The organism is Acidobacteriota bacterium, assembly GCA_030697165.1.
In the GTDB taxonomy this organism is placed as follows: domain Bacteria; phylum Acidobacteriota; class Vicinamibacteria; order Vicinamibacterales; family UBA2999; genus 12-FULL-67-14b.
Genome location: JAUYQQ010000022.1, coordinates 494,710 through 514,256 on the forward strand (window position 1 = coordinate 494,710; position 19,547 = coordinate 514,256).

General features: G+C 65.7%; 22 protein-coding genes. 8 read left to right on the forward strand and 14 right to left on the reverse strand.

All coding sequences use genetic code 11. The features are described from left to right. A complete protein-coding gene (locus tag Q8T13_21835) occupies nt 1-771 on the forward strand; it encodes a DUF3037 domain-containing protein (GenBank protein ID MDP3720412.1) in 771 nt (256 codons plus the stop codon). 412 nt (nt 772-1,183) lie between these two features. Here the strand turns inward: Q8T13_21835 and Q8T13_21840 are convergent, their stop codons facing one another. The 12 genes from Q8T13_21840 to Q8T13_21895 all read right to left on the reverse strand — a co-directional run bounded on the left by Q8T13_21840 (nt 1,184) and on the right by Q8T13_21895 (nt 12,189). Next, nucleotides 1,184-2,461 carry an Nramp family divalent metal transporter gene (locus tag Q8T13_21840; GenBank protein MDP3720413.1) on the reverse strand — a complete coding sequence of 426 codons (1,278 nt, stop codon included), beginning with the start codon at nt 2,459-2,461 and terminating at the stop codon, nt 1,184-1,186. 95 nt (nt 2,462-2,556) lie between these two features. Then, nucleotides 2,557-2,979 carry an alternative ribosome rescue aminoacyl-tRNA hydrolase ArfB gene (gene arfB, locus Q8T13_21845; protein ID MDP3720414.1) on the reverse strand — a complete coding sequence of 141 codons (423 nt, stop codon included), beginning with the start codon at nt 2,977-2,979 and terminating at the stop codon, nt 2,557-2,559. Between the two features lie 23 nt (nt 2,980-3,002). Beyond that, nucleotides 3,003-3,908: a pirin family protein gene (locus tag Q8T13_21850; protein MDP3720415.1), complete on the reverse strand. Its 906-nt coding sequence runs from the start codon at nt 3,906-3,908 to the stop codon at nt 3,003-3,005. After that, entirely contained in the window at nt 3,889-5,088 is a 1,200-nt protein-coding gene (locus tag Q8T13_21855) for an alpha-hydroxy acid oxidase (GenBank protein ID MDP3720416.1), read from the reverse strand. Before Q8T13_21855 ends, Q8T13_21850 begins: the two co-directional genes overlap by 20 nt. 250 nt (nt 5,089-5,338) lie before the next feature. Beyond that, complete coding sequence (locus Q8T13_21860) at nt 5,339-6,478, reverse strand: M20/M25/M40 family metallo-hydrolase (GenBank protein MDP3720417.1); 1,140 nt, start codon at nt 6,476-6,478, stop codon at nt 5,339-5,341. Continuing rightward, the gene (locus tag Q8T13_21865) at nt 6,478-7,656 is read right to left on the reverse strand and encodes an acetylornithine/succinylornithine family transaminase (GenBank protein MDP3720418.1); all 1,179 of its coding nucleotides are present in this window, start codon (nt 7,654-7,656) and stop codon (nt 6,478-6,480) included. The genes Q8T13_21860 and Q8T13_21865 overlap by 1 nt, the downstream gene beginning before the upstream one ends. Beyond that, complete coding sequence (locus Q8T13_21870) at nt 7,653-8,456, reverse strand: [LysW]-aminoadipate kinase (protein ID MDP3720419.1); 804 nt, start codon at nt 8,454-8,456, stop codon at nt 7,653-7,655. The genes Q8T13_21865 and Q8T13_21870 overlap by 4 nt, the downstream gene beginning before the upstream one ends. Nucleotides 8,457-8,539: 83 nt before the next feature. Beyond that, complete coding sequence (gene argC / locus Q8T13_21875; protein ID MDP3720420.1) at nt 8,540-9,637, reverse strand: N-acetyl-gamma-glutamyl-phosphate reductase; 1,098 nt, start codon at nt 9,635-9,637, stop codon at nt 8,540-8,542. A gap of 127 nt (nt 9,638-9,764) precedes the next feature. Then, nucleotides 9,765-10,706: a lysine biosynthesis protein LysX gene (lysX, locus tag Q8T13_21880; GenBank protein MDP3720421.1), complete on the reverse strand. Its 942-nt coding sequence runs from the start codon at nt 10,704-10,706 to the stop codon at nt 9,765-9,767. After that, complete coding sequence (gene lysW / locus Q8T13_21885; protein ID MDP3720422.1) at nt 10,699-10,884, reverse strand: lysine biosynthesis protein LysW; 186 nt, start codon at nt 10,882-10,884, stop codon at nt 10,699-10,701. The genes lysX and lysW overlap by 8 nt, the downstream gene beginning before the upstream one ends. A 29-nt stretch (nt 10,885-10,913) precedes the next feature. Beyond that, nucleotides 10,914-11,162 carry a zinc ribbon domain-containing protein gene (locus Q8T13_21890; protein ID MDP3720423.1) on the reverse strand — a complete coding sequence of 83 codons (249 nt, stop codon included), beginning with the start codon at nt 11,160-11,162 and terminating at the stop codon, nt 10,914-10,916. A 52-nt stretch (nt 11,163-11,214) separates the two neighbouring features. Beyond that, entirely contained in the window at nt 11,215-12,189 is a 975-nt protein-coding gene (locus Q8T13_21895) for an SMP-30/gluconolactonase/LRE family protein (GenBank protein MDP3720424.1), read from the reverse strand. A gap of 123 nt (nt 12,190-12,312) precedes the next feature. On the opposite strand from Q8T13_21895, the gene Q8T13_21900 reads away from it, so the two are divergent. Continuing rightward, nucleotides 12,313-13,479 carry a peptidyl-alpha-hydroxyglycine alpha-amidating lyase family protein gene (locus Q8T13_21900; GenBank protein MDP3720425.1) on the forward strand — a complete coding sequence of 389 codons (1,167 nt, stop codon included), beginning with the start codon at nt 12,313-12,315 and terminating at the stop codon, nt 13,477-13,479. A gap of 20 nt (nt 13,480-13,499) precedes the next feature. On the opposite strand, the gene Q8T13_21905 is transcribed toward Q8T13_21900, so the two are convergent. Together Q8T13_21905 and Q8T13_21910 are read right to left on the reverse strand one after the other, a co-directional pair. Beyond that, complete coding sequence (locus tag Q8T13_21905; GenBank protein MDP3720426.1) at nt 13,500-13,997, reverse strand: PaaI family thioesterase; 498 nt, start codon at nt 13,995-13,997, stop codon at nt 13,500-13,502. A gap of 67 nt (nt 13,998-14,064) precedes the next feature. Then, on the reverse strand, nt 14,065-14,556 hold the full coding sequence (locus tag Q8T13_21910) for a hypothetical protein (protein ID MDP3720427.1): 492 nt from the start codon (nt 14,554-14,556) through the stop codon (nt 14,065-14,067). A 74-nt stretch (nt 14,557-14,630) separates the two neighbouring features. On the opposite strand from Q8T13_21910, the gene Q8T13_21915 reads away from it, so the two are divergent. The 6 genes from Q8T13_21915 (at nt 14,631) to Q8T13_21940 (ending at nt 19,546) form a co-directional block, all read left to right on the forward strand. Further along, nucleotides 14,631-14,825, forward strand: coding sequence for a hypothetical protein (locus Q8T13_21915; GenBank protein ID MDP3720428.1), 195 nt, complete (start codon nt 14,631-14,633; stop codon nt 14,823-14,825). 12 nt (nt 14,826-14,837) lie between these two features. Beyond that, on the forward strand, nt 14,838-15,767 hold the full coding sequence (locus tag Q8T13_21920; protein ID MDP3720429.1) for a proline dehydrogenase family protein: 930 nt from the start codon (nt 14,838-14,840) through the stop codon (nt 15,765-15,767). Between the two features lie 110 nt (nt 15,768-15,877). Beyond that, the gene (locus tag Q8T13_21925) at nt 15,878-16,174 is read left to right on the forward strand and encodes a hypothetical protein (GenBank protein ID MDP3720430.1); all 297 of its coding nucleotides are present in this window, start codon (nt 15,878-15,880) and stop codon (nt 16,172-16,174) included. Further along, nucleotides 16,174-16,554, forward strand: coding sequence for a globin (locus Q8T13_21930; protein MDP3720431.1), 381 nt, complete (start codon nt 16,174-16,176; stop codon nt 16,552-16,554). The genes Q8T13_21925 and Q8T13_21930 overlap by 1 nt, the downstream gene beginning before the upstream one ends. Before the next feature lie 101 nt (nt 16,555-16,655). Then, a complete protein-coding gene (locus Q8T13_21935) occupies nt 16,656-17,063 on the forward strand; it encodes an OsmC family protein (protein ID MDP3720432.1) in 408 nt (135 codons plus the stop codon). 62 nt (nt 17,064-17,125) lie between these two features. After that, on the forward strand, nt 17,126-19,546 hold the full coding sequence (locus Q8T13_21940) for a tetratricopeptide repeat protein (protein MDP3720433.1): 2,421 nt from the start codon (nt 17,126-17,128) through the stop codon (nt 19,544-19,546). Nucleotide 19,547 lies beyond the last annotated feature (1 nt).

Below are 19,547 nucleotides of genomic sequence, written 5' to 3' on the forward strand. Positions count from 1 at the left end.
TTGAACGTCGGCGTAATCGTATTCAGCCCGCAGGCGCGCTACCTCAGACTAAGAGTCGAAACGCGATACGAACGGTTGACGCACGCCTTCTCCCAGTTCGACGGGACAAGTTTCAGGCGCGCTGTTGCAAACCTGTTCGCATCATTCCGAACAGCTGAGCGCGAAATTGCAGATCGGCCGCTCTTCAACAACGACCAGTCGCTCCTTGATTGGCTCAATTCGGTCGTCCCGGACCGGTCGACTAGCCTGTCGGTCGGCAGTGTTCGTCACGGCGTGACATCTGACCTGGATAAGGAGACCGAGCTGCTTTTCGACAGGATGGTTCAGTCGCAGAAGGGTCAGTCCGACGAGTCGCCGCGTCGAGACGATGCCCAGGTGTGGAACGGTTTCGTGAGGCAGCTACCAAGTGAGGTGCGCCGGCAGCTCACGCCAAGGGCGTTTGCAACTTCCAAGCTCAAGATCACGTTCGACCACGCAGTCAAGAACGGCAAATGGCACGTCGTGCAACCTGTCTCGATGGACTTTAAGCGGCCTGAATCCATGCAGAGGAAGGCGTCCCAGTGGGTTGGGACGGCCGTCGGCCTCAGGGACGCTGAAGAATTGGGGACGATCTACTTTCTGCTTGGCAGACCCTCAAACGAAACCAAGGCCTATGAGCGAGCGAAGTCCCTTCTAGACGCGGCGCCAATTCCGCACAAAATTGTGGAAGAGGACGAGGCGCTGGCCTTGGGCCAGACGCTCCTGGATTTGCTCTCTCATGAAGGCCACTAGGATGCCGACCAGCCAGGAGCATCACTTGTCGGATTGTGGCGGGACTATCTCTCGTCGTCAGGTGTCGGGGTGTCTCGCTCAATAACGCAAAGCACCCGCAGCATTGGCTGGTTCGTCCCGGGCCACTGACTGCGAAGGTGCTGAACCGCGGCGATCCGTTCTTCCGGAGGGCGACTCAGCCAGTACGCCAGCCGTTCCTCTGAACTGGCGACCTCAGCCCCCACACTGAAGGCGTTTCGATCAATTCGGAATTCCATGTGTCCACCCCACGAGGTGCAACGCGCCGACCTGTCCACCGTAGCCTTGGCGAAGGTGGAGCCCTACGAAGGCGCGGAGCGCCGAGCCCCACGCCGACCGCAGCGAGGCGCCCCACGAACGCCAGGTCTTGCGCGTTCGCCCTCCCGCATCGCGTTCACCCCCCGAATGCCTGCCGCCAGGCGCCGATGGCCTCCTGGGAGCCGACGATGGCGAACAGGAGAAGGATCGCGACCAGCAGCAGGTTCGTGTACCAGGCGTTGTGCGGCACCGCCTCGGTCCACTTCACCTTGTTGTTCAGGTAGAGCAGGGTCGCCGCCAGGAACGGCACGAACAGGCTGCCGACGATGGTGTAGAGCACGATGATGGCGATGGGCTGGCCCGTGAACGCAAACGGCAGTGGCACCAGCGTGATGAACGCCAGCGCGAGCCGGTAGGGCGTGCTCGTGACCTTCACGACCTCGAGGCGGTCGACCGGCGACATCTTCTTGAGGATGCCGTAGAAGTCGGCATAGAGATACGGCACGCTTTGCCACACGCCCAGTAGCGACGCGAAGACGGCGGCCCAGAAGCCGGCCGAGAACGCGACCCGGCCGAAAGTGCCCAGCAACTCGCCGAGCGCCGCCGCCATGCGCGGCACGGCTTCGTTGTTACGGAGGGCGACGCCCGGCTCATGCAGCGCATCGCTCGCGATCAGCATGATCGAGATGCCGAAGAGCGCGGTGAAGATGTAGGCGACGGCGATGTCGCCGCGGACGTAGCCCAGGAAGCCGGCGCCGCGCATCTTCTCTTCGCGCATCCAGTAGTTGTAGGACAGCATCGTGATCGAGCCGCCGACGCCGCCAATCAGCGAGAGCACGTAAGTGCCGCTGCCCATGGGAATGCTCGGAATGAGCAGGCCCTGCACGGCGGGAATCGGATCGCTCAGGGTCAGGCCGGCACAGATCAGGATGGTAAAGGCCATCACGCCGACCAGCAGCTTCATCATCTTCTCGAAGTTGCCGTAGCCGCCCAGCCAGACAAACGCGAACCCGATGATGCTGTGCGCGACCGCGCCCCACGATTGGGGAACGGCGCCGCCGGTAAGGTTGGCAATGCCCAGGCCGGTGGCGTTGGTGAGGGCCGCGCTCACGAACACCGTCCAGATGACCAGGTAGACGGCGAAGAACCACTTGACCCACCCCGGCAGGTGATCGGCCCAGCCCTCGAGCGCGGTCGTGCCGGTGGCCAGCTGCCACCGGGCAATGCCCTCGCTCAGCACGAACTTGAAGAACGCGCCGGCGACGATCGCCCAGAGCAGCACATAGCCGTAGCGCGCGCCGCCGACCGTGGCCGACACGACGTCGCCCGAGCCGATGCCGGTGGCGGCGACGACCAGCCCGGGGCCGGCCAGTTTGAGAAAGCTGAAGGACTGCGGCTTTGACGAATCAGGCACGCCGAGATTATGACGCAAAACAAAACAGGAGATTAGGAGGTCACGAGCAATTTCTTGGACCGCCCAAGAATGACTCCTGATCTCCTTGACTCCTGTTACTCTTCGCGATCGGGCCGAGTCGTTCTTGTCTTCTTGACCTGCGCGTGGTGCTTCTTGCCGGCGAGCCGGCGCTCCTTGGCGGCCCTGGTCAGCGCCGTCGGGGTGCGCTTCTTGGGCGGCACCGAGGCGCGCTGGATCAGATCGATCAGGCGTTCGCGCGCCGCCTCGCGGTTGCGGGCCTGGGTGCGGTGGGCCCGGCTGTCGATCATCAGCACGCCGTCGGTCAGGGCCTTGCGCCCGGCGAGGGCCTTGAGGCGCGCCTTCATGTCGTGAGGCAGCGATGAGTTGTCGATGTCGAACCGCAGCTCGACCGCGGTCGCCACCTTGTTGACGTTCTGGCCACCGGGACCGGAGGCCCGGACAAACCGCTCGTCAACGTGCAGGGGGATGCGTAGGGGAGACGAGAACAGGGTCGCCATGCCTCATTCTAGTCACGTTATCGCTAGCGATGCTTGATGAAGGTCCCATTCTTGAGCTCCGCATACGCCTGCTGCAGCTCCGAGCGCTCGTTCATCACGATTGGCCCATACCAGGCGACCGGTTCCTGCAGCGGCCGTCCCGACACCAACAGGAAACGAATCCCTTCGTCACCGGCTGTCACCGTAATCTCGTCGCCGCTGTCGAACACCACCAGCGAGCGGTTGCCCAGCATCGACGGCGTGGCCTCGTCCGAGACGCCGACCAGCTCGGTCTGCACCGGCAGCGGCTTCGAGGCGTCGCGGAACGAACCGCTGCCCGCGAACACGTACGCGAACGCATGCCGCGAGTTCTCAACCGCGAGCCGCTTGGTCTGGTTGGGCGCGACCGAGATGTCAAGGTAGCGCGGATCGGCGGCCACGCCTTCCACCGGCCCCGTCTTGCCCCAGAAGTCACCGACCACCACCCTCACATGCGTCCCGTCATCGTCCGTGATCTCGGGGATGTCGTTGGCCTGAATATCCTGGTAGCGCGGCGCGGTCATCTTGAGCGCGCGCGGCAGGTTGGCCCACAGCTGGAAGCCGTGCATGCGGCCCTGGGCGTCGCCCTGTGGCATCTCCTGGTGCATGATGCCGCTGCCGGCGGTCATCCACTGCACGTCGCCGGCGCCAAGGGATCCGCGGTTGCCGAGGCTGTCGCCGTGCGCAACGGTGCCCGCCAGCACGTAGGTGATGGTCTCGATGCCGCGGTGCGGATGCCACGGGAAACCCGCGAGGTAATCGTCGGGCCGTTCGTTGCGGAAGTCGTCGAACAGCAGGAACGGATCGAACTCGTTGGTGTCGCCAAAGCCGAAGCCGCGATGCAGCTTCACGCCGGCGCCTTCCATGTGGGGAGTGGCCTCAACTACACGCTTAACGGGACGAATCGACATTGGGAAGACTCCGGGCCCGGGAGGTCCACTCGGGTGGGACCTCGACAAACGAGCCGTCTAAATCTTCGATGCGGCCGCAGCCGAGGAGTTTCATGGTCCGCACGACGTCGGCGCGCAGGATGTCGATGGCGCGGGTGACGCCGGCCTCGCCGGCCGCCGCCAGGCCATAGGCATAGGCCCGGCCCACGAGCACCGCGCGCGCGCCCATGCACAGGGCCTTGACGATGTCGCTGCCGCGACGGATGCCGCCATCGAGCAGGATCTCGGTCTGCCCGTGCACCGCCTGCACCACCTCGGGCAGCACGCGAATGGTCGGCGACACGCCGTCGAGCTGGCGCGCGCCGTGGTTCGAGACCACGATCGCGGCCGCGCCCTCGCCGACCGCCCGCCGGGCATCATCGGCCGTGTGCACGCCCTTCGCGATAATCGGGCCACCCCACGCTTCGCGGATCCACTTGAAGTCGGTCCACGAAGTCATCGATTGCTCGAGCGCGGCGCCCACGTCGGCGTAGCCCATGGGCTCGTTGTTGATGACGATGTTCGGGAAGTTCATCAGGCCGCCGTCGTTGAAGAACCGGTAGAGCCAACCGGGACGAATCAGCATCTGGCCGAGGTGCGGAACAGTGGACAGGTTGCGCGCGAGCAGTTGCTTGACGCCGTTGCGCGCGTCCCGCTCGCGCATGCCGGCCACGGGGGTGTCGATGGTCACGACCAGCGCCTTGAAGCCGGCCGCCTTGGCGCGGGCAATGGCGCCGAGGGCCACCTCGCGGCCACCGACGAGATACAGCTGATACCAGGCCGTGCCGCTGGTGGCGGCCTTGACGTCCTCCATGCGGCAGCCCGACAGCGTGGACAGCGTGTAGATGGTGCCCGCGCCGCCCGCCGCGCTGGCCGCCACTTCCTCGCCGCGCGGAAAGAACATGCGGCTGCTGCCGACCGGCGCCAGGATGAACGGCACGTCGATGGTGGTGCCGAGCACCGTGGCTCGCAGGTCGCACGCGGCCGTCGCGACCGCCGAGCGCGGGCGGAACAGCACATCTTCGTAGGCGCGGCAGTTCTCGCGCAGGGTCCACTCGCGCTCGGCGCCGCCATCGATGTAGTCGAACGCCATGCGCGGCAAGCGGAGCATGGCGCGGTGGCGGAGATCGGCAATGGTGACAGCGCTGGTCACGGATGACATCGGCGCCGATTGTATCCTCAGGCCACAGATTAGACACCGATTAGACGCAGATTCAGGCGGCCTGCCGGCGCAGTTCGCTGGCGGCGCTACGCGCCGCTGGTGTGATGACAGTCGGCGAGCAAATGAGTCCGGAGGACGGTTCGCAGTGGACTCTTTTCTCGCCGGCTGTCATCGCACCAAGCTCCGGCCAAGGGCCGGAGCCAGCGAACTCCCATCGGTGTCTAATCTGTGTTTAATCTGTGGCTGTCTTTTAGTCCGTGGCTGCGAAGGCAGCCAATGTATGGCTGATCACGTTGACGGCTTTCCAATACTCATCGAGCGGCAAGTGTTCGTTCGGCGTGTGATCGAGGGCGCTGTCGCCTGGCCCGTAGGCGACGATCGGGCACTTCCACACCGGCGCCACCACGTTCATGTCGCTGGTGCCGGTTTTCAAGACGAACCCCAGTTGCGCGGCCGGGTCTTCGGTCCTCACACCGGCCAGGAAGCTGCGGACCAGCGGGTTGTTGCGGTCGCCGCGCCAGGCGCGCTCTTCGCCCCTGAAGTTGAACTCGAAGCGGGTGTGGCCATCGCGCAGGTTGGCCGAGGGCCAGGCGCGCAGGTTGGCGATGAGCGCGTCAACATCGAAGCCCACCGGCAGGCGCCAGGCAAACTGCGCCTCGACCAGGTCGTGCATCGCCTCGTTGGTGGAGGTGATGAACCGGCGAAGGCTGGGACTCAACTGGTCGAACGCCTTGTCCTTGCCGGCGTTGTAGGCGGCCGCATGGGCCGTCACCCAGTTCCACGTGTCCACCACCACTGACGCCACGCTGGCGTCGGGTCCGGCCGTGTGCGCCATGGGCTGATCGGCGGACAGGTCGAGCAGTAATCGTCCCTTGTAACCCAGCGTGACGCGGTTCCAGTGGCTGGGTTCGCCGATGATGCAGGCCGTGGGCATGGGCTCGGTCGTGCCATTGAAGCGCGATGCGATGAACCGGGCGCCCTTGCTGGTGGCGGCCTCTTCTTCGACCGCGCCGACCACCACCACGCGCAAGTTGGCGGCGCGTGCGTTGCCGGCGCCGAAGATGGCCGCCCCGGCCACGAAGCTGGCGAGTGGCCCCTTGGCGTCGACGCTGCCGCGGCCGAACAGGAGGTCGCCGTTGGCCGACGGCTCGATGCGCACGGGAATGTTGCCCGGGACGGTGTCGATGTGGCCGAGCAGCACGATGGTGCGAGCGGCGGACGGATCGCCAAGCTCGCCGACGGCATTGCCGGCCTCATCGACGAACGCGCGCTCGTAGCCGTTCGCGCGCATCTGTTCGACCAGCCACCCCGACGCCTGCGCTTCGTGCCGCGAAAGCGAAGGAATCGCGACGAGCCCGCGAATCAACTCGACGGCGGCCGCGCGCTCCATCAGGCCTTGAGCTCCTTGATCGCCTTGGCGATCGCCTGCACGCCGAAATCAATCTCGGCTTCGCTGATTACCAGCGGCGGCAACAGGCGCAACACGGTGGGTCCGGCCGGCAGGGCGATGACGCCGTGGTTCAGCATCAGGCTCTTCAGCACCGGCGCCACCTTGGTTCGCAACTCGACCGCAATCATCAGGCCGAGGCCGCGGATGTCGCGGACCGCCGGGACGCCCTCGAGCACACTGCGCAGCGTGTTGCGCAGGTGCGCGCCGAGCATGGCGCTGCGCTTGATCAGTCCCTCGTCCTGGTAGGCCTGGATGGCCGCCAGCCCGGCCGCGCACGCAAGGGGCGAGCCGCCGAAGGTGCTGCCGTGCGCGCCCTGGGTCAGGACGTCGCGAACCGCCGTGGTGTAGGCAAACGCGCCCATGGGGAAGCCGCCGCCCAGGCCCTTGGCCAGGCACATGATGTCGGGCTCGATGCCGGCGTGCTCGACCGCGAACCACTTGCCGGTGCGGCCAAAGCCGGTCTGGATCTCATCGACAATCAGCAGCGCACCGCGCTCGCGGCACAGGCGCTGGGCCGACCGCAGAAAGTCGGGCGTGCCGATGTTGACACCGCTTTCTCCCTGCACGACTTCGAGAATGACCGCCGCCGTCTGGTCGGTGATCGCCTGGTCGAGCGCCGCCGCATCGTTGAACTGCACGTGCGCGGTCTCGAGCAGCGGCAGGAAGCCGTCGCGGTACTTCGGCTCCCACGTCACCGACAGCGCGCCGATGGTGCGGCCGTGAAAGCCCTTGGTGGTGGCGACAAACGCCGGCCGATTGGTGAACAGCCGCGCGAACTTGAGCGCCCCGTCCACGGCTTCGGCGCCGCTGTTGGCGAGAAAGAGATGGGAGAGGTGCTTCGGCAGCACGTCCACCAGCGCTTGCGCAAACTCCGCGCGAACGTCGTTGTAGAAATAGTTCGGACAAAGCGTGAGCGTCTCGGCCTGGCGGCTGATGGCCTCGACCACCCTGGGATGGCAGTGGCCCAACATGGCCACGCCCTGGGCCGACCCCAGATCAAGATACTTCTTGCCGTGCTCGTCGTAGACCCACGAGCCTTCGCCACGGGTGATGACCACGTCGCCACGACGGGCGGTGGTGCCACCCAGGATGCGTTCCTCGACTTCGGCGTACTTCATGAGATGTGTGTTCCGGCGCCGGCCAGGGCGCGCGAGATGGGTTCGTCGACACGGCCGTCGGCGAAAATCACCTTGCCGACGCCTTCGGCGATGGCTTCGACGGCGCCCATCACTTTCTTCTTCATGCGCCCTTCGGCGAATTCCATGAACTGGTCGGCTTTGGCCTTGGGGATTTCGGAAATCAGCGTTGATTCGTCGGGAAACTTCTTCAACAGGCCCACTTGATCCGTGAGGATCACCAGCGCTTCGGCGCCAAAGGCGCCCGCCACCATGGCCGCGGCGCGGTCGCCATCCACGTTGATGGCCTCGCCGGCCGTGGACGAACCGGGCGGCGTCAGGACGGGGAAGTAGCCGGCGGCGATCAGTGTCTTCAGCAAATCGGCGTTGACCTTCTCGACGGTGCCGGTCCAGTCGTCGCGCAGCACCATGCGGCGGCCGTCCACCCGAATGCGCAGCGTGTCTTTACGAGTGCCTTCGAAAATGCGGCCGTCGAGGCCCGACAGGCCGACGGCGTTCACGCCCTGCTGCTGCAGCTTCTCGACCCACATCTTGTTCAACTGGCCGCAGTAGACCATCTCGAAGATCTCGAGGGTGCGGCGGTCGGTGCGGCGGCTGACGTGCCCGGTCTCGCTGGTCACGAATTGCGCCGGATGCCCGAGGGCCTCAGCCACCGCATTGGTCGTCTGCGCGCCCCCATGCACGAGGATCAACTCGGTTCCCCTGGCGCGCAGCGCGACGATGTCGGCCACGACGGCGTCGATGTTCAGGGAAGTACCGCCGCCTACCTTGACTACGATCATTTCGGTGCCACGAACTTAAAGGAGATAAAGAGATTAGGAGTAAAGGTTTTCAAAAACATTGCTCCTGAACTCCTTGTCTCCTGTTAGATGGGATGCAGGCCGGGGAAGTCGAGGCCGAGCGTCTCGTCCCACCCCATCATGACGTTCGCGCATTGCACGGCGGAGCCGGCCGCACCCTTCATCAGGTTGTCGATGGCGCAAAGCGCCACCACGCGGCCGGTCGCGGCGTCCATTTCGAAGCCAACGTCGGCGTAGTTGCTGCCCGAGAGGATCTTCGGCTCGGGATAGCGATAGAGGCCCGTCCGTTCCTTGACAATGCGGACGAACGGCTCCTGGTGGTAGGCCTCGCGATAGGCCTTCCACACGTCCTTCTCGGCCGTGCCGGGCTTCACGAACACGTGCGCGGTGGCCAGCACGCCGCGGACGTTGCCGACGGCGGTCGCGCTCAGGTGCACGTCGGTGACGACGTCTGTCCGCTTGAGCGCCTGCAGCACTTCGGCGGTGTGGCGGTGACCGGTGGGCGCGAAGCTGCGCATCACACCTGACCGCTCGGGATGGTGCGTCGAATCAGCGGACACCGCGCCGCCCTCGCTGCTGCCCACCTTGACCTCGCAGATAATCCCGCGCGCGGTGTCGATCAGCCCGGCCGCCGCCAGCGGCCACACCGCCAGGGTCGTCGCGGTCGCGTTGCAGCCGACGCCGCTTACATAGCGGGCGGCTGTCAGCTCGGCGCGGTGCAGTTCGGGCAGGCCGTAAACGAACTTCTCGAGCCATGCCGGATTGGTGTGCGGCTTGCCGTACCACTTTTCATAACCGGCCGCGTCGCGCAGCCGGAAATCGGCGCTGAGGTCGATGATGCGGTCGGCGAGGGTCGAGAGCTGAGCGATGCGGCTCATCGCGCTGCCGTGCGGCAGACACAGAAACAGCAAGTCGCACTTCTCGACCGATTCGGACCGCACGAACTTGAGCGGGAGGCGCTTTTGCCCCTCGACAAGCTCGGGGCGCCCTGAGCCTGCCGAAGGGCGCAGGTTCGCGTGCGTGAAGTGGACGAACTGGCCGTCGAGCCGCTCGCTGGTGACCTGCTTCACTTCGAGATGCGGATGCCCGAGTGCGAGCCGCAGCAGTTCGCCGCCGGTGTAGCCCGACGCGCCAACGATGGAGACCGTAAGAGGTGTTGTCACGGATGATTTGGTGGTCTTGTGGTTTGTTGGTGTGGTGATTGTGATTTGGGATTTACAGATTTGCGGATTCCACCCCGCTAAATCTGTGCCTGATCTGTGTTTAATCTGTGGCTGTTCTGTCGGTGGCCTAGGCCGACGCGCCGTCGGCGAGGGAAATCGACGCCATCTGCGGCCCGTCGTCGGTCCAGCCATTGGCCTCGTTCCAGCCGTTCTTGGCAACATCCAGGCAGAAGTCCACCATGCGCTCCGGGATGTTCACGTTGGTCGGCGCGATGCTGTTGCGGAACTCCATGGTGTAGTTCACTTCGTTCACCAGCAGGCCCCGATCCGGATCTTCGAACAGGTCGAGCGCCACCACGCCGCCGCCGCACGCCTTGGCGGCACGGGTGCAGATGTCGGCGAGTTCCGGCGTGATCGGGCAGTTGCTGGATGACCCGCCGCGCGCGGTGTTGGTGATCCAGTTGGGCGAGGTGCGGTAGATGGCGCAGATCGTTTCCGGCCCGACCTGGAACGCGCGGATGTCGCGGCCCGGCTTCTGGATGTACTCCTGGATGTAGAAGATGCTGTGGTGATAGCTGCCGAGCGTTTCCTTGTGCTCGAGAATCGTCTCGGCGGCGTCGCGGTCGTTGACCTTGCTCAGCAGGCGGCCCCACGAGCCCACGGTGGGCTTCAGCACCACCGGGTAGCCGAGCCGCTCGATCGCCTCGATCGCGCTCTCGGCCGTGTAGGCCACGAGCGCCTTGGGCTGCGGCACGCCGGCGGCGGCCAGCGCGCTGGTGGTCATCAGTTTGTTGCCGCAAATGTCGGCGCAGAGCGCGGTGTTCACCGTCTTCACGCCCTGGTCGTTCAGGATCTTCAGGCTGTAGAGCGCGCGGCTGTGATTGATGCAGCGTTCGACAATGACGTCGTAGTCGGTGAACGGGTGGTTGTCGACGTCGGTGATGTCGAAGATCAGCTTCTGATCGTCGATCAGGTCCAGCGAGACACCGCGCTTCTCGAACGCTTCGAACAGCAGCTTTTCTTCGACCCGGACCCGGCTGTAGAGGACCCCTACCCGGACGCTACTCACCCCAGTCCTCTTCTTCCTGGGGCGCGAGCGCCAGGGTGATCGGCTCGAGCGACGTGATCTCGAGTTCCGCTCCGCAGCCGGGGCATTGGGTGATCTCGTTCTGCATCACCTTGGTCAGCGTGACGTCAGCAAAACACTCGGGGCACTGCGCCGTGCCGGTGGCGGTTGGGAGGGCCATCGCGTCGGAATCCTGGAAAGGGTTGAGGGTTAATCGTTGTGGTGCAGTTCGTACTCGCGCTGCACGCGCGCGTTGTAGCTGGCCTGTTTCTGGTCGCGCTTCTTCGCCGCGCCCAGCGCCAGGGCGTGCGTCGTCTCGGACTTGACCGCGGGAATCGAGATCAGCTTGTCGAGCTCGGTGCTCTGGCAGGCCGGGCACGACGGCGCCGCGGTGTTCGGGCGCACCAGGGTCTCAAATTCTTTTCCGCACTTCTTGCAGGCGTATTCGAACATCGGCATTGGTGTTCTCCGTCGGCTGACGGTCCGGCTAAAGCCGGACCCTACATAAAGGCTACTTGACGCGCCCCGCGTAACCGGCGGTCAACAGCCGAACTTTGAAGGCGGCGCCGCGGCCGACGATGTACAACGTTTTCTTGTCGGTGCCGGCAAACGCGATGTTCTGGCCCTGCAGCGACAGCGGAATCGTGCCCAGCAGATCGCCCGTGGGGCTGAACACGTGCACGCCGCCGATCGACACCGAGTAGACGCGGCCCTCGTGGTCGATGGCCAGTCCGTCGGCGCCGCTGTTGAAGGCGCCGGTGGCCGTCTTGTTCACCGTCGGGTACTTCGCGAAGTTGCGGCGGTTGCCCACCGAGCCGTCCGGCTTGATGTCGAACGCCAGCAGGTATTCGCCCGCGGTGTCGTTCACGTAGAGCGTCTGCTCGTCGGGGCTCAGCTGAATGCCGTTCGGCCGGGCAATGCCTTCGGCGATGCGCATCGACTTGCCGCCGGCCGGCACGTAGTACACCGCCGGTGTCAGCGGCGGGGGCGGCTGGCCGGGCGCGGCGTTGGGCCCGGGTTCCGAAAAATAGACGCCGCCCTTCTTGTCAACGACCAGGTCGTTGGGCCGGCCGTACGGCTTGCCATCGAAGTTGTCCGACAGCGTGGCTTCCTGGCCCTTCGGATAGATCACGCCGATCAGTGTCTTGCCGGGCGTGGTCTGCACCGAGATGAGGCGGCCCTTGCTGTCGAACGCCAGGCCGTTCGAGCCATTGGTGTTCTCGAGAAAGGTCGTGATGTTGTTGTCCTGGTCGATCCTCGTGATGCGGTTGGCCTGAGTCTCGGTGAACAGGAAGCTGCCATCGGCCATGCCGATGGGGCCCTCGGTGCCGGTGAAGCCGCTCTTGATGACCTCGACCTTAGTGCCGGCGGCGATCACGCCGGGGATGGCCGTGGCGATGGTTTCGGCGACGACCGGCGCCGGCGCCTGGGCAAAAAGCGGCGTGGCAAACAACGACGTGAGCAGGGCGAGTGTCAGTGCGCGCATTCGGTTACCTCAGCTGGCCGGACAGACAATCTTATCCCGGGAACGTGTAATATCTCCTGCTCAAGGGGAGGCATCCGAATGGGACGTGTTCTACGAGTGGGTCTACTGGTCGCGGCTGGAGTAATGGCCGTTGGTGCAATGGGCGGCGGTTTCTACGCGCAGGCACCCGCGCCGGCGCCGTGGATGGCGGCCACGCCGACCAACGATGCGCCGAATCCCTACAACACGATCGAGGGCTGGGCGAAGATGCCGGCAGGCCGCACCTGGGGCTCGACGAGCGCCGTTGACATCGACAAGGACGGCCGCAGCATCTGGGTGGCCGAGCGCTGCTCCGCCAATTCGTGCTGGGACCGCGCCAAGGGCGAGATGTCGCCGCTGAACGTGGTGTTCAAGTTCGACTCGAACGGCAACGTAGTGACGAGCTTCGGCCAGGGCATGTTCGTCTTTCCGCACGGCATTCACGTCGACCGCGACGGCAACATCTGGGTGACCGACGGGCAGAGCAACCTGCCGGCGCGTGCCCCGGGTTCGGCGCCCGATGCGCCCATGCCCGCGATGCCCGAGAAGGTCGTGGGCCATCAGGTGATCAAGTTCAGCCCCGAGGGCAAGGTGCTGTTGACGCTCGGCAAGCCCGGCGGCAACGTGCCCGGCCAGCCGGCGGATCCGGCGTCTTTCTACCAGCCCAACGACGTGATCACCTATCCGAACGGCGACATCCTGGTCGCCGAGGGCCACGGCAACGCGCCCCCGGCCACCGCGCGGCTGATCCGGTTCGATCGCAACGGCAAGTTCCTGCGCGAGTTCGGCAAGATGGGCTCAGGCCCCGAGGGCGAGTTCATGCAGCCCCACGGCCTGGCGTTTGACTCGAAGGGCCGCCTGTTTGTCGCGGATCGTTCGAACAACCGCATCCAGGTGCTCGATCCCGAGAGCTACAAGACGCTCGACACCCTCTACCAGTTCAGCCGGCTGAGCGGGATCTTCATCAAGGACGACATCATCTACGGGGCTGACTCGGAATCGGGTTCCGTCAGCCCGCCGCACTACGCGTGGAAGCGCGGCATTCGCATCGGCGCCATCGGTGACGGCAAGGTCACCGCGTTCATTCCCGATCCGTCGCACATCGGCCTGACCTACGAGATGGTTGACGGCAAGGTGGTCGCGAAGATGGCTGATGGCGGCAAGCCGCCCGGCGGCACGCTCGCGGCCGAAGGCGTCGCGGTCGACGCGGCCGGCAACATCTACGGCGCCGAAGTCGGGCCGCGCAAGCTGCAGAAGTACGTCAAGAAGTAGGAGGACGGAGGGCCGGGACTTTAGTCCCGGCCTTTCTTCCGGCGGATGAGGCACGTGCTCGTGGCGAAGGCATACAACTTCCCACCAGCATCTTCGATCCGTCCTTCGGCCAATGCGGTGGTCCGGCCGGCATGCACGATGGTGCCGATTCCGCGGACCAATCCCGTGGCATGGGTCAGCGGTCTCAGGAAGTTCACCTTCAGTTCCAGCGTCGTGTAGGCGTCGCCGGCCTCGAGCGTGCTATGGACGGCGCAGCCCATCGCCGAGTCGAGCAGGGTGGCGCCAAAGCCGCCGTGGACGGTGCCGAGCGGGTTGTAGTGGAATTCGCCGGGGATTGACTCGAACACGGTCTTGCCGTTCTCGACTTCGACGAGCCGGATGTCCATCAGGTGGGCCATCGGCGGCTGCGGGAGTTCACCACTGATTACCAGTCGCAGCACTTCGAGTCCCGACAGGGTGGCCATGCCCTGCGTCCGTGGCGTGGGGTCGTCCCACTTGTGCGTCCGCTCGCGCTTCATCCGGACAAGCTTAAACAGGAGATCAGGAGATCAGGAAAAAATCTTCTCCTAATCTCCTGGGCTCCTGTTACTTGATCGCGATGGCCCAGCCGACGCCCATCTTCAGCCCTGGCACGTAGCTGCCGCCTCCCACCCGGAACTCGGTGAAGAAGCCGTTGTCGTGCTCGAACCCGAACAGGTAGCTGCCGCCGGCGTGCAGTTCGCGCGGCGCGCCCTCGTAGATGCCGGTGTAGTTCACGATGATGATGGTGGGGCCGCCGCCCTGGATTAGCGACCATCCCGACTGGCCGAGCGGGAACTTCGCGATCAGGTCGATGTTGACGGTGCCGAGCCTGAGGTTGTCGCCAAACCCGCCGTCAATGCCCGGGCGAAGCCGGAAGCGGCCGCCAATGTCCGGCGATTCCCAATACACCCCGCCATAGGCCTGCGTGGGGTCGATCGAGACCCCGCCGTTGAAGCCTATTGAGGACTGTGCCCGCGCCGGCGCGGGGGCGAAGGCGGCAAAACATGCGGCAAAGGCGGCGGCGAGTACAAAGCGCTGTCCACTCGTGGTGACCATTTGGTTTCCTTTGCTACCCTCTTATCAATTCTCATGCCCGCCTTCGCCGGCGAGCTCCTTTAGCCGGCTTCGGCGTGGTAAACCCGCATCGCTTCTTCGATCAATACAGCCGCCCGAGCCGGTCCGTCATCGTCTTTCATGCGCGCAGCCATGGCCGCCGCTCGCGTGCGCATCCCGGGATCGGCCAGCACCTCCCGGATCCGGCGCGCCAGCTTCGCTGCGGTCTATTCTCGGTGCAGCTCGTGCCCCGCGCGCCGCGGGCCGTGTAGGATGATAGCGACATGAGCGTTGCGCGTAGTCTCCTCCTCAAGGCTTCCGACAGCACGTGGCTCCGCGAAAACGGCACCCGGGCGCCGTTCGTCCGCCGCGCCGTATCGCGCTTCATGCCCGGCGAGGCGTTCGACGACATGGTCGGCGCCGCCCGGGCCATGGCCGCCGAAGGCGTTACCGCGGTGTTTACGCGGCTGGGCGAGAACGTCAAGGACCTGGCCGAGGCCGACGATGTGGCGCGCCATTATCTCGATGGGATCGATCGCATCCAGAAACTGAACCTGGCGTGCGAGCCCTCGATCAAGTTGACGCAGCTCGGCCTCGATATCGATCGCGAGCTCGCCTACGGTCACCTGCGCGACCTGGCGGCACGCGCGCATGCCGCCGGCAACTTCCTGTGGATCGACATGGAGCAGTCGCACTATGTCGACCTTACCCTCGACCTGACGCGCCGCCTGCGAGCCGAGTTCCCGCGCGTGGGCGTGTGCCTGCAGGCGTACCTGTATCGCACCCGCGAAGACCTGGTCGAATTGACGGGCCGGGGCATCGGCATTCGCCTGGTCAAGGGTGCCTACAACGAGCCGCCCGAGATCGCGTTTCCGAAGAAGAGCGACGTCGACGCCAACTACTTCGCGCTCGCGCAGGTGATGCTCGACGCCGGCAGCCGCGCCAGCGGCGCCCGGGCGGTGTTTGGCACCCACGACGTCCAGCTGATTGACACCATCCGCCGGCACGCGGCGGCGACGGGCGTCAAGCCGGCCGAGTTCGAGTTTCACATGCTCTACGGCATCCAGAAGGCGACGCAACTGCGCCTGGCCCACGACGGCGCGTCGGTCCGGGTGCTGATCGCGTACGGCGCCTACTGGTTCCCCTGGTACATGCGCCGCCTGGCCGAGCGCCCCGCCAACGTCTGGTTCGTCGCCAAGAGCCTGTTCGGTTAGATACAGCCGGGAGTCGGGAGTCGGGAGTCGGAAAAGACACTTGTCTTCAAATTTGGCGACTCCCGCCCGACTCCCGGTTCCCGACTCCCGACTCCCGGTATGATCGCTCCATGAACGACGAAGCACCGAAGAGCGCGATCGAACTGGCGATGGCGCGCTTGAAGAAACAGGATGCCGACGCCGGCGTCACCGAGCACCGGCTGACCGACGACCAGAAGAACGAGATTGCCGAGATCCGCAAGACCTACGCGGCCAAGCTCGCGCAGGAAGAGATCCTCTATAAATCGAAGCTGGCCGCCTCGGTTGATTTCGAGCAGCGCCAGACCATGGACGATCACTATCGCCGCGATGTCGAACGCCTGAACCACGAGCGCGATCGGAAGATCGAGAAAGTCCACAACGCCTGATGGTGACCGACGCCGACATCTACGCTCGCATCGGCGAGGATGGCTTCGCGCGCCTCGTGACTGCGTTCTACGCGCAGGTCCCGGCAGACGATGTGCTTGGGCCCATGTATCCGGCCGATGACATGGCCGGTGCGGAGCAGCGCCTGCGCGACTTCCTGGTCGGCCGCTTCGGCGGACCGCCGCGCTACGAACAGAGCCGCGGGCATCCGCGCCTGCGGATGCGGCACCTGCCTTACAAGCTGGATCAGGACGCCCGCGACCGCTGGGTGCAGTTGATGGATCGCGCCCTCGATGAGGCTGCGCTGCCGGCCGACGTGACGCAGTTCTTGCGGCATTTCTTCCACGAGATGGCGACGTTCCTCATGAATAGTCGAGCGTAGATAAGACCAACAGGAGATCAGGAGGTCAAGAGGCAGGCCTTCTAAATTCCTGTCTCCTAATCTCCTGATCTTCTGTTTATTTGGCGATGTAGGATGCCTGCATGCGCGATGTAATCGTCACTTCGGACGGAACCAAGCTGGGACAGGACATCATCATCGGCGAGTTCCGGCTGCGCGCCGACGAGCCCGTCGACAAGACGGGCGCCGATACCGGACCCGAGCCACACGAGTTCATGCTCGCGGCCCTCGGCGCCTGCACCTCGATGACGCTCCGGTTGTATGCCGAGCGGAAGGGCTGGCCGCTCCAAGGTGTGCACGTCCGATTGACCGGCGGGCCGGCCGACGGCAAGTACAACATCATCCGGCACATCACGATGGACGGTGACCTCGACGCCGAGCAGCGCGCGCGGCTGCTCGAGATCGCCAGCAAGTGCCCGGTGCACCGGACCCTGACCGGGGAGGTGCTGATCGAGACGAAGGAGGGGCATGAGCCGGCCAAAACCGGGTAGCAGCCCCACATATGGTGCATGGGGACTCAACTGACCCCATTTCGCCGTATACTCTCCTACCGATGCACACAAAGGCACGCCTTTTCCTGACGATCGGGCTGGTGGCCGGTTCGGTCAGCATCGGGCAGGTTTTCGCCCAGATTCCGTCCGATGTCGCCGCCGAGCTCGATCGCGCGCTGGCGCAGGTGGCCGACGCCCCGGCGGAACGTAACCCCACCGAGCGGGCCCGCCGGCTTGAACTGCTTGGCGACATCGAGGTCCGCGCCAACATGCTGGCGGCCGCGCGCGGCGCGTTTGAAGAAGCCACCAGCCTGCTGACCCAGAATGCGCCGCAGGATCGCGACCTGGGCCGCCTGGCCTTCAAGATGGCGAACGTGGCCCGGATCGACAAGCGCACGGCCGATGCCGAACGGTGGATGGATGTCGCCGTCGCCCGCCTGGCCGCCGGCGCGCCGACCAGTCCCGAGTACGCGGATGCGCTGATGGAAGTGGCCCGCGTCGCGACGGCGCGCAACGACACGGCACGGGCGGCGCAGGCCTATGCCACGGCGTACGAGGTGGTGTCGAAGATTCAGCCCGGCTCGGCGCGCGAAGCGCAGCTCGCCGAGATGATGGGCGACGGCGCCGTGCGCCGCAAGGACCTGGAAGAGGCCGACCGCTTCTATTCGCGCAGCCTGGCCGTGCTCGAAAGCTCGCAGCGCAACTCCATCGACTACGCGCGCGTCTCGAACGCGCTGGCGGTGGTCGCCGCGTCGCGCAACCAGGCGCCGCGGGCGCAAGGCCTCTACGAAACGTCGCTCAAGATCTACGAGGCGCAGCGGCCCGACAGCCTCGAGGTCTCGCAGATCCTGACCAACCTCGGCATCCTGCAGATGAACCGCGGCCAGCTGACCGCTGCCGAAACGATGTTCCGGCGGTCGCTCACCATCAAGACCGCCCGCAAGGGTGCCCCTGAAGACCTGGGTACCACTCACGCCAACCTCGGACTCGTGCTGCTCGAACAGGGCCGGCTGGCCGATGCCGGCGCCGAGCTCAAGGCCGCCGTCGATCTGCGCCGCTCGCAGGCGCCGCCGCTCGAGATGGCGTCTTTGCTGACCAGCCTCGCTCGCATCGAGCGCCTGCGCGGGCGACCCGACACGGCCACGTCCGCCGCGCGCGAAGCGCTGGAGTTGCGCCGCGCGCAGCTGCCGCAGACATTGCTGGTGGCGGCCACCGCCACCGAGTTGGGCCTGGCGCGCGAGGCGGCCGGTGCCTGGGGCGAGGCGCTGCCACTGCACCGCGAGGCCCTCGCCATTCGCGAAAAGCTCCTGCCGACCTCGTCCGACGTCGCCGAATCACTCGAGCGCATCGCCATCGTCACGTCCAAGGGCAGCGATCCGATTGCCGCCCGCAATGCCTTCGAGCGTTCGGTCGAAGCGTGGAGCAAGGTCGCGCCCGGCTCGCTCGATCACGTGAACGTGGTTCACGAGCTCGGCAACTTCCTCGTCACGCGCGGTGATCCAGACGAGGGCCTGCGCCGGTTGCGCGAGGCCGTCAACCTGCTCGAGCAGTCGCGCGCGGCGCGGCCGGCCGGCACACTCGAAGCCCGGGCGCAGCTCGTGTCGCGCGTGCAGGCGTATTACGGCCGGCCCATTCGCATCCTCGCCGACCAGGGCAATGCCGGCGAGTCGTTCACGTTGCTGGACCACATGCACGAGCGCCTGCGGCGTGCTCGCGGCGCGGCGGACGAGGGCCCGTCAGCGCTGGCGCCGCTCGACGCGCTGAAAGAGGGCCTTGAAGACGGCACGCTGATGATCGCCTTCAGCGTACAGCCCGAAGCGACCTATGCCTTCGTCGCGACTCGCGAATCGCCGATTCGCGTCTACCGCATCGACGAAAAGTCGGCCGCGCTCGACGAGCGCATCAAGCAGTTCGTGGAGCGCGTGCAGACCCGGACCTCGACGCTGGCCTACCAGGTGCCGCTTGTGGCTGACGGCCGCGCGTTGTTCACGTTGCTGTTCGGGCAGTTCGAGAGTGATGCGATCCGCGCCGATCGCCTGCTGATCATCCCCGATGGTCCGCTCGACGCGCTGCCGTTCAGTGCCCTGGTCCGCAACCCCGGGGCCCGCGCCGCCTGGCAGTATCTCGTGGACTGGAAGCCGATGGTGTTTGCGCCATCTCTGACATCGGCCGCAGCGTGGAGCGGCAGCACCAGCGCGCCAGGCAGCGTCGGCCAGCTGTTTCCGACGGCCAGCGATCCCGGACCGGCCGACGCGAAACTCGTCGGGTCGGCTATGCCAGCCGGGGCGATCGTGTCGCTCTGGACGCCGGCGGAACGCGCGTCGGATGAGTTGGCAGAGCTGTTCAAGATGAGCCTCACCGCCGGCCGAGCGCGCGAGACCGCATTGCTGCGCGCCCAGCGCGTGATGCGCGACGAGCGCGGCCGTACGCACCCGGCATACTGGGCGGCGTTCCGTTACTACGGCGCTCGCGGGATGAAATAGG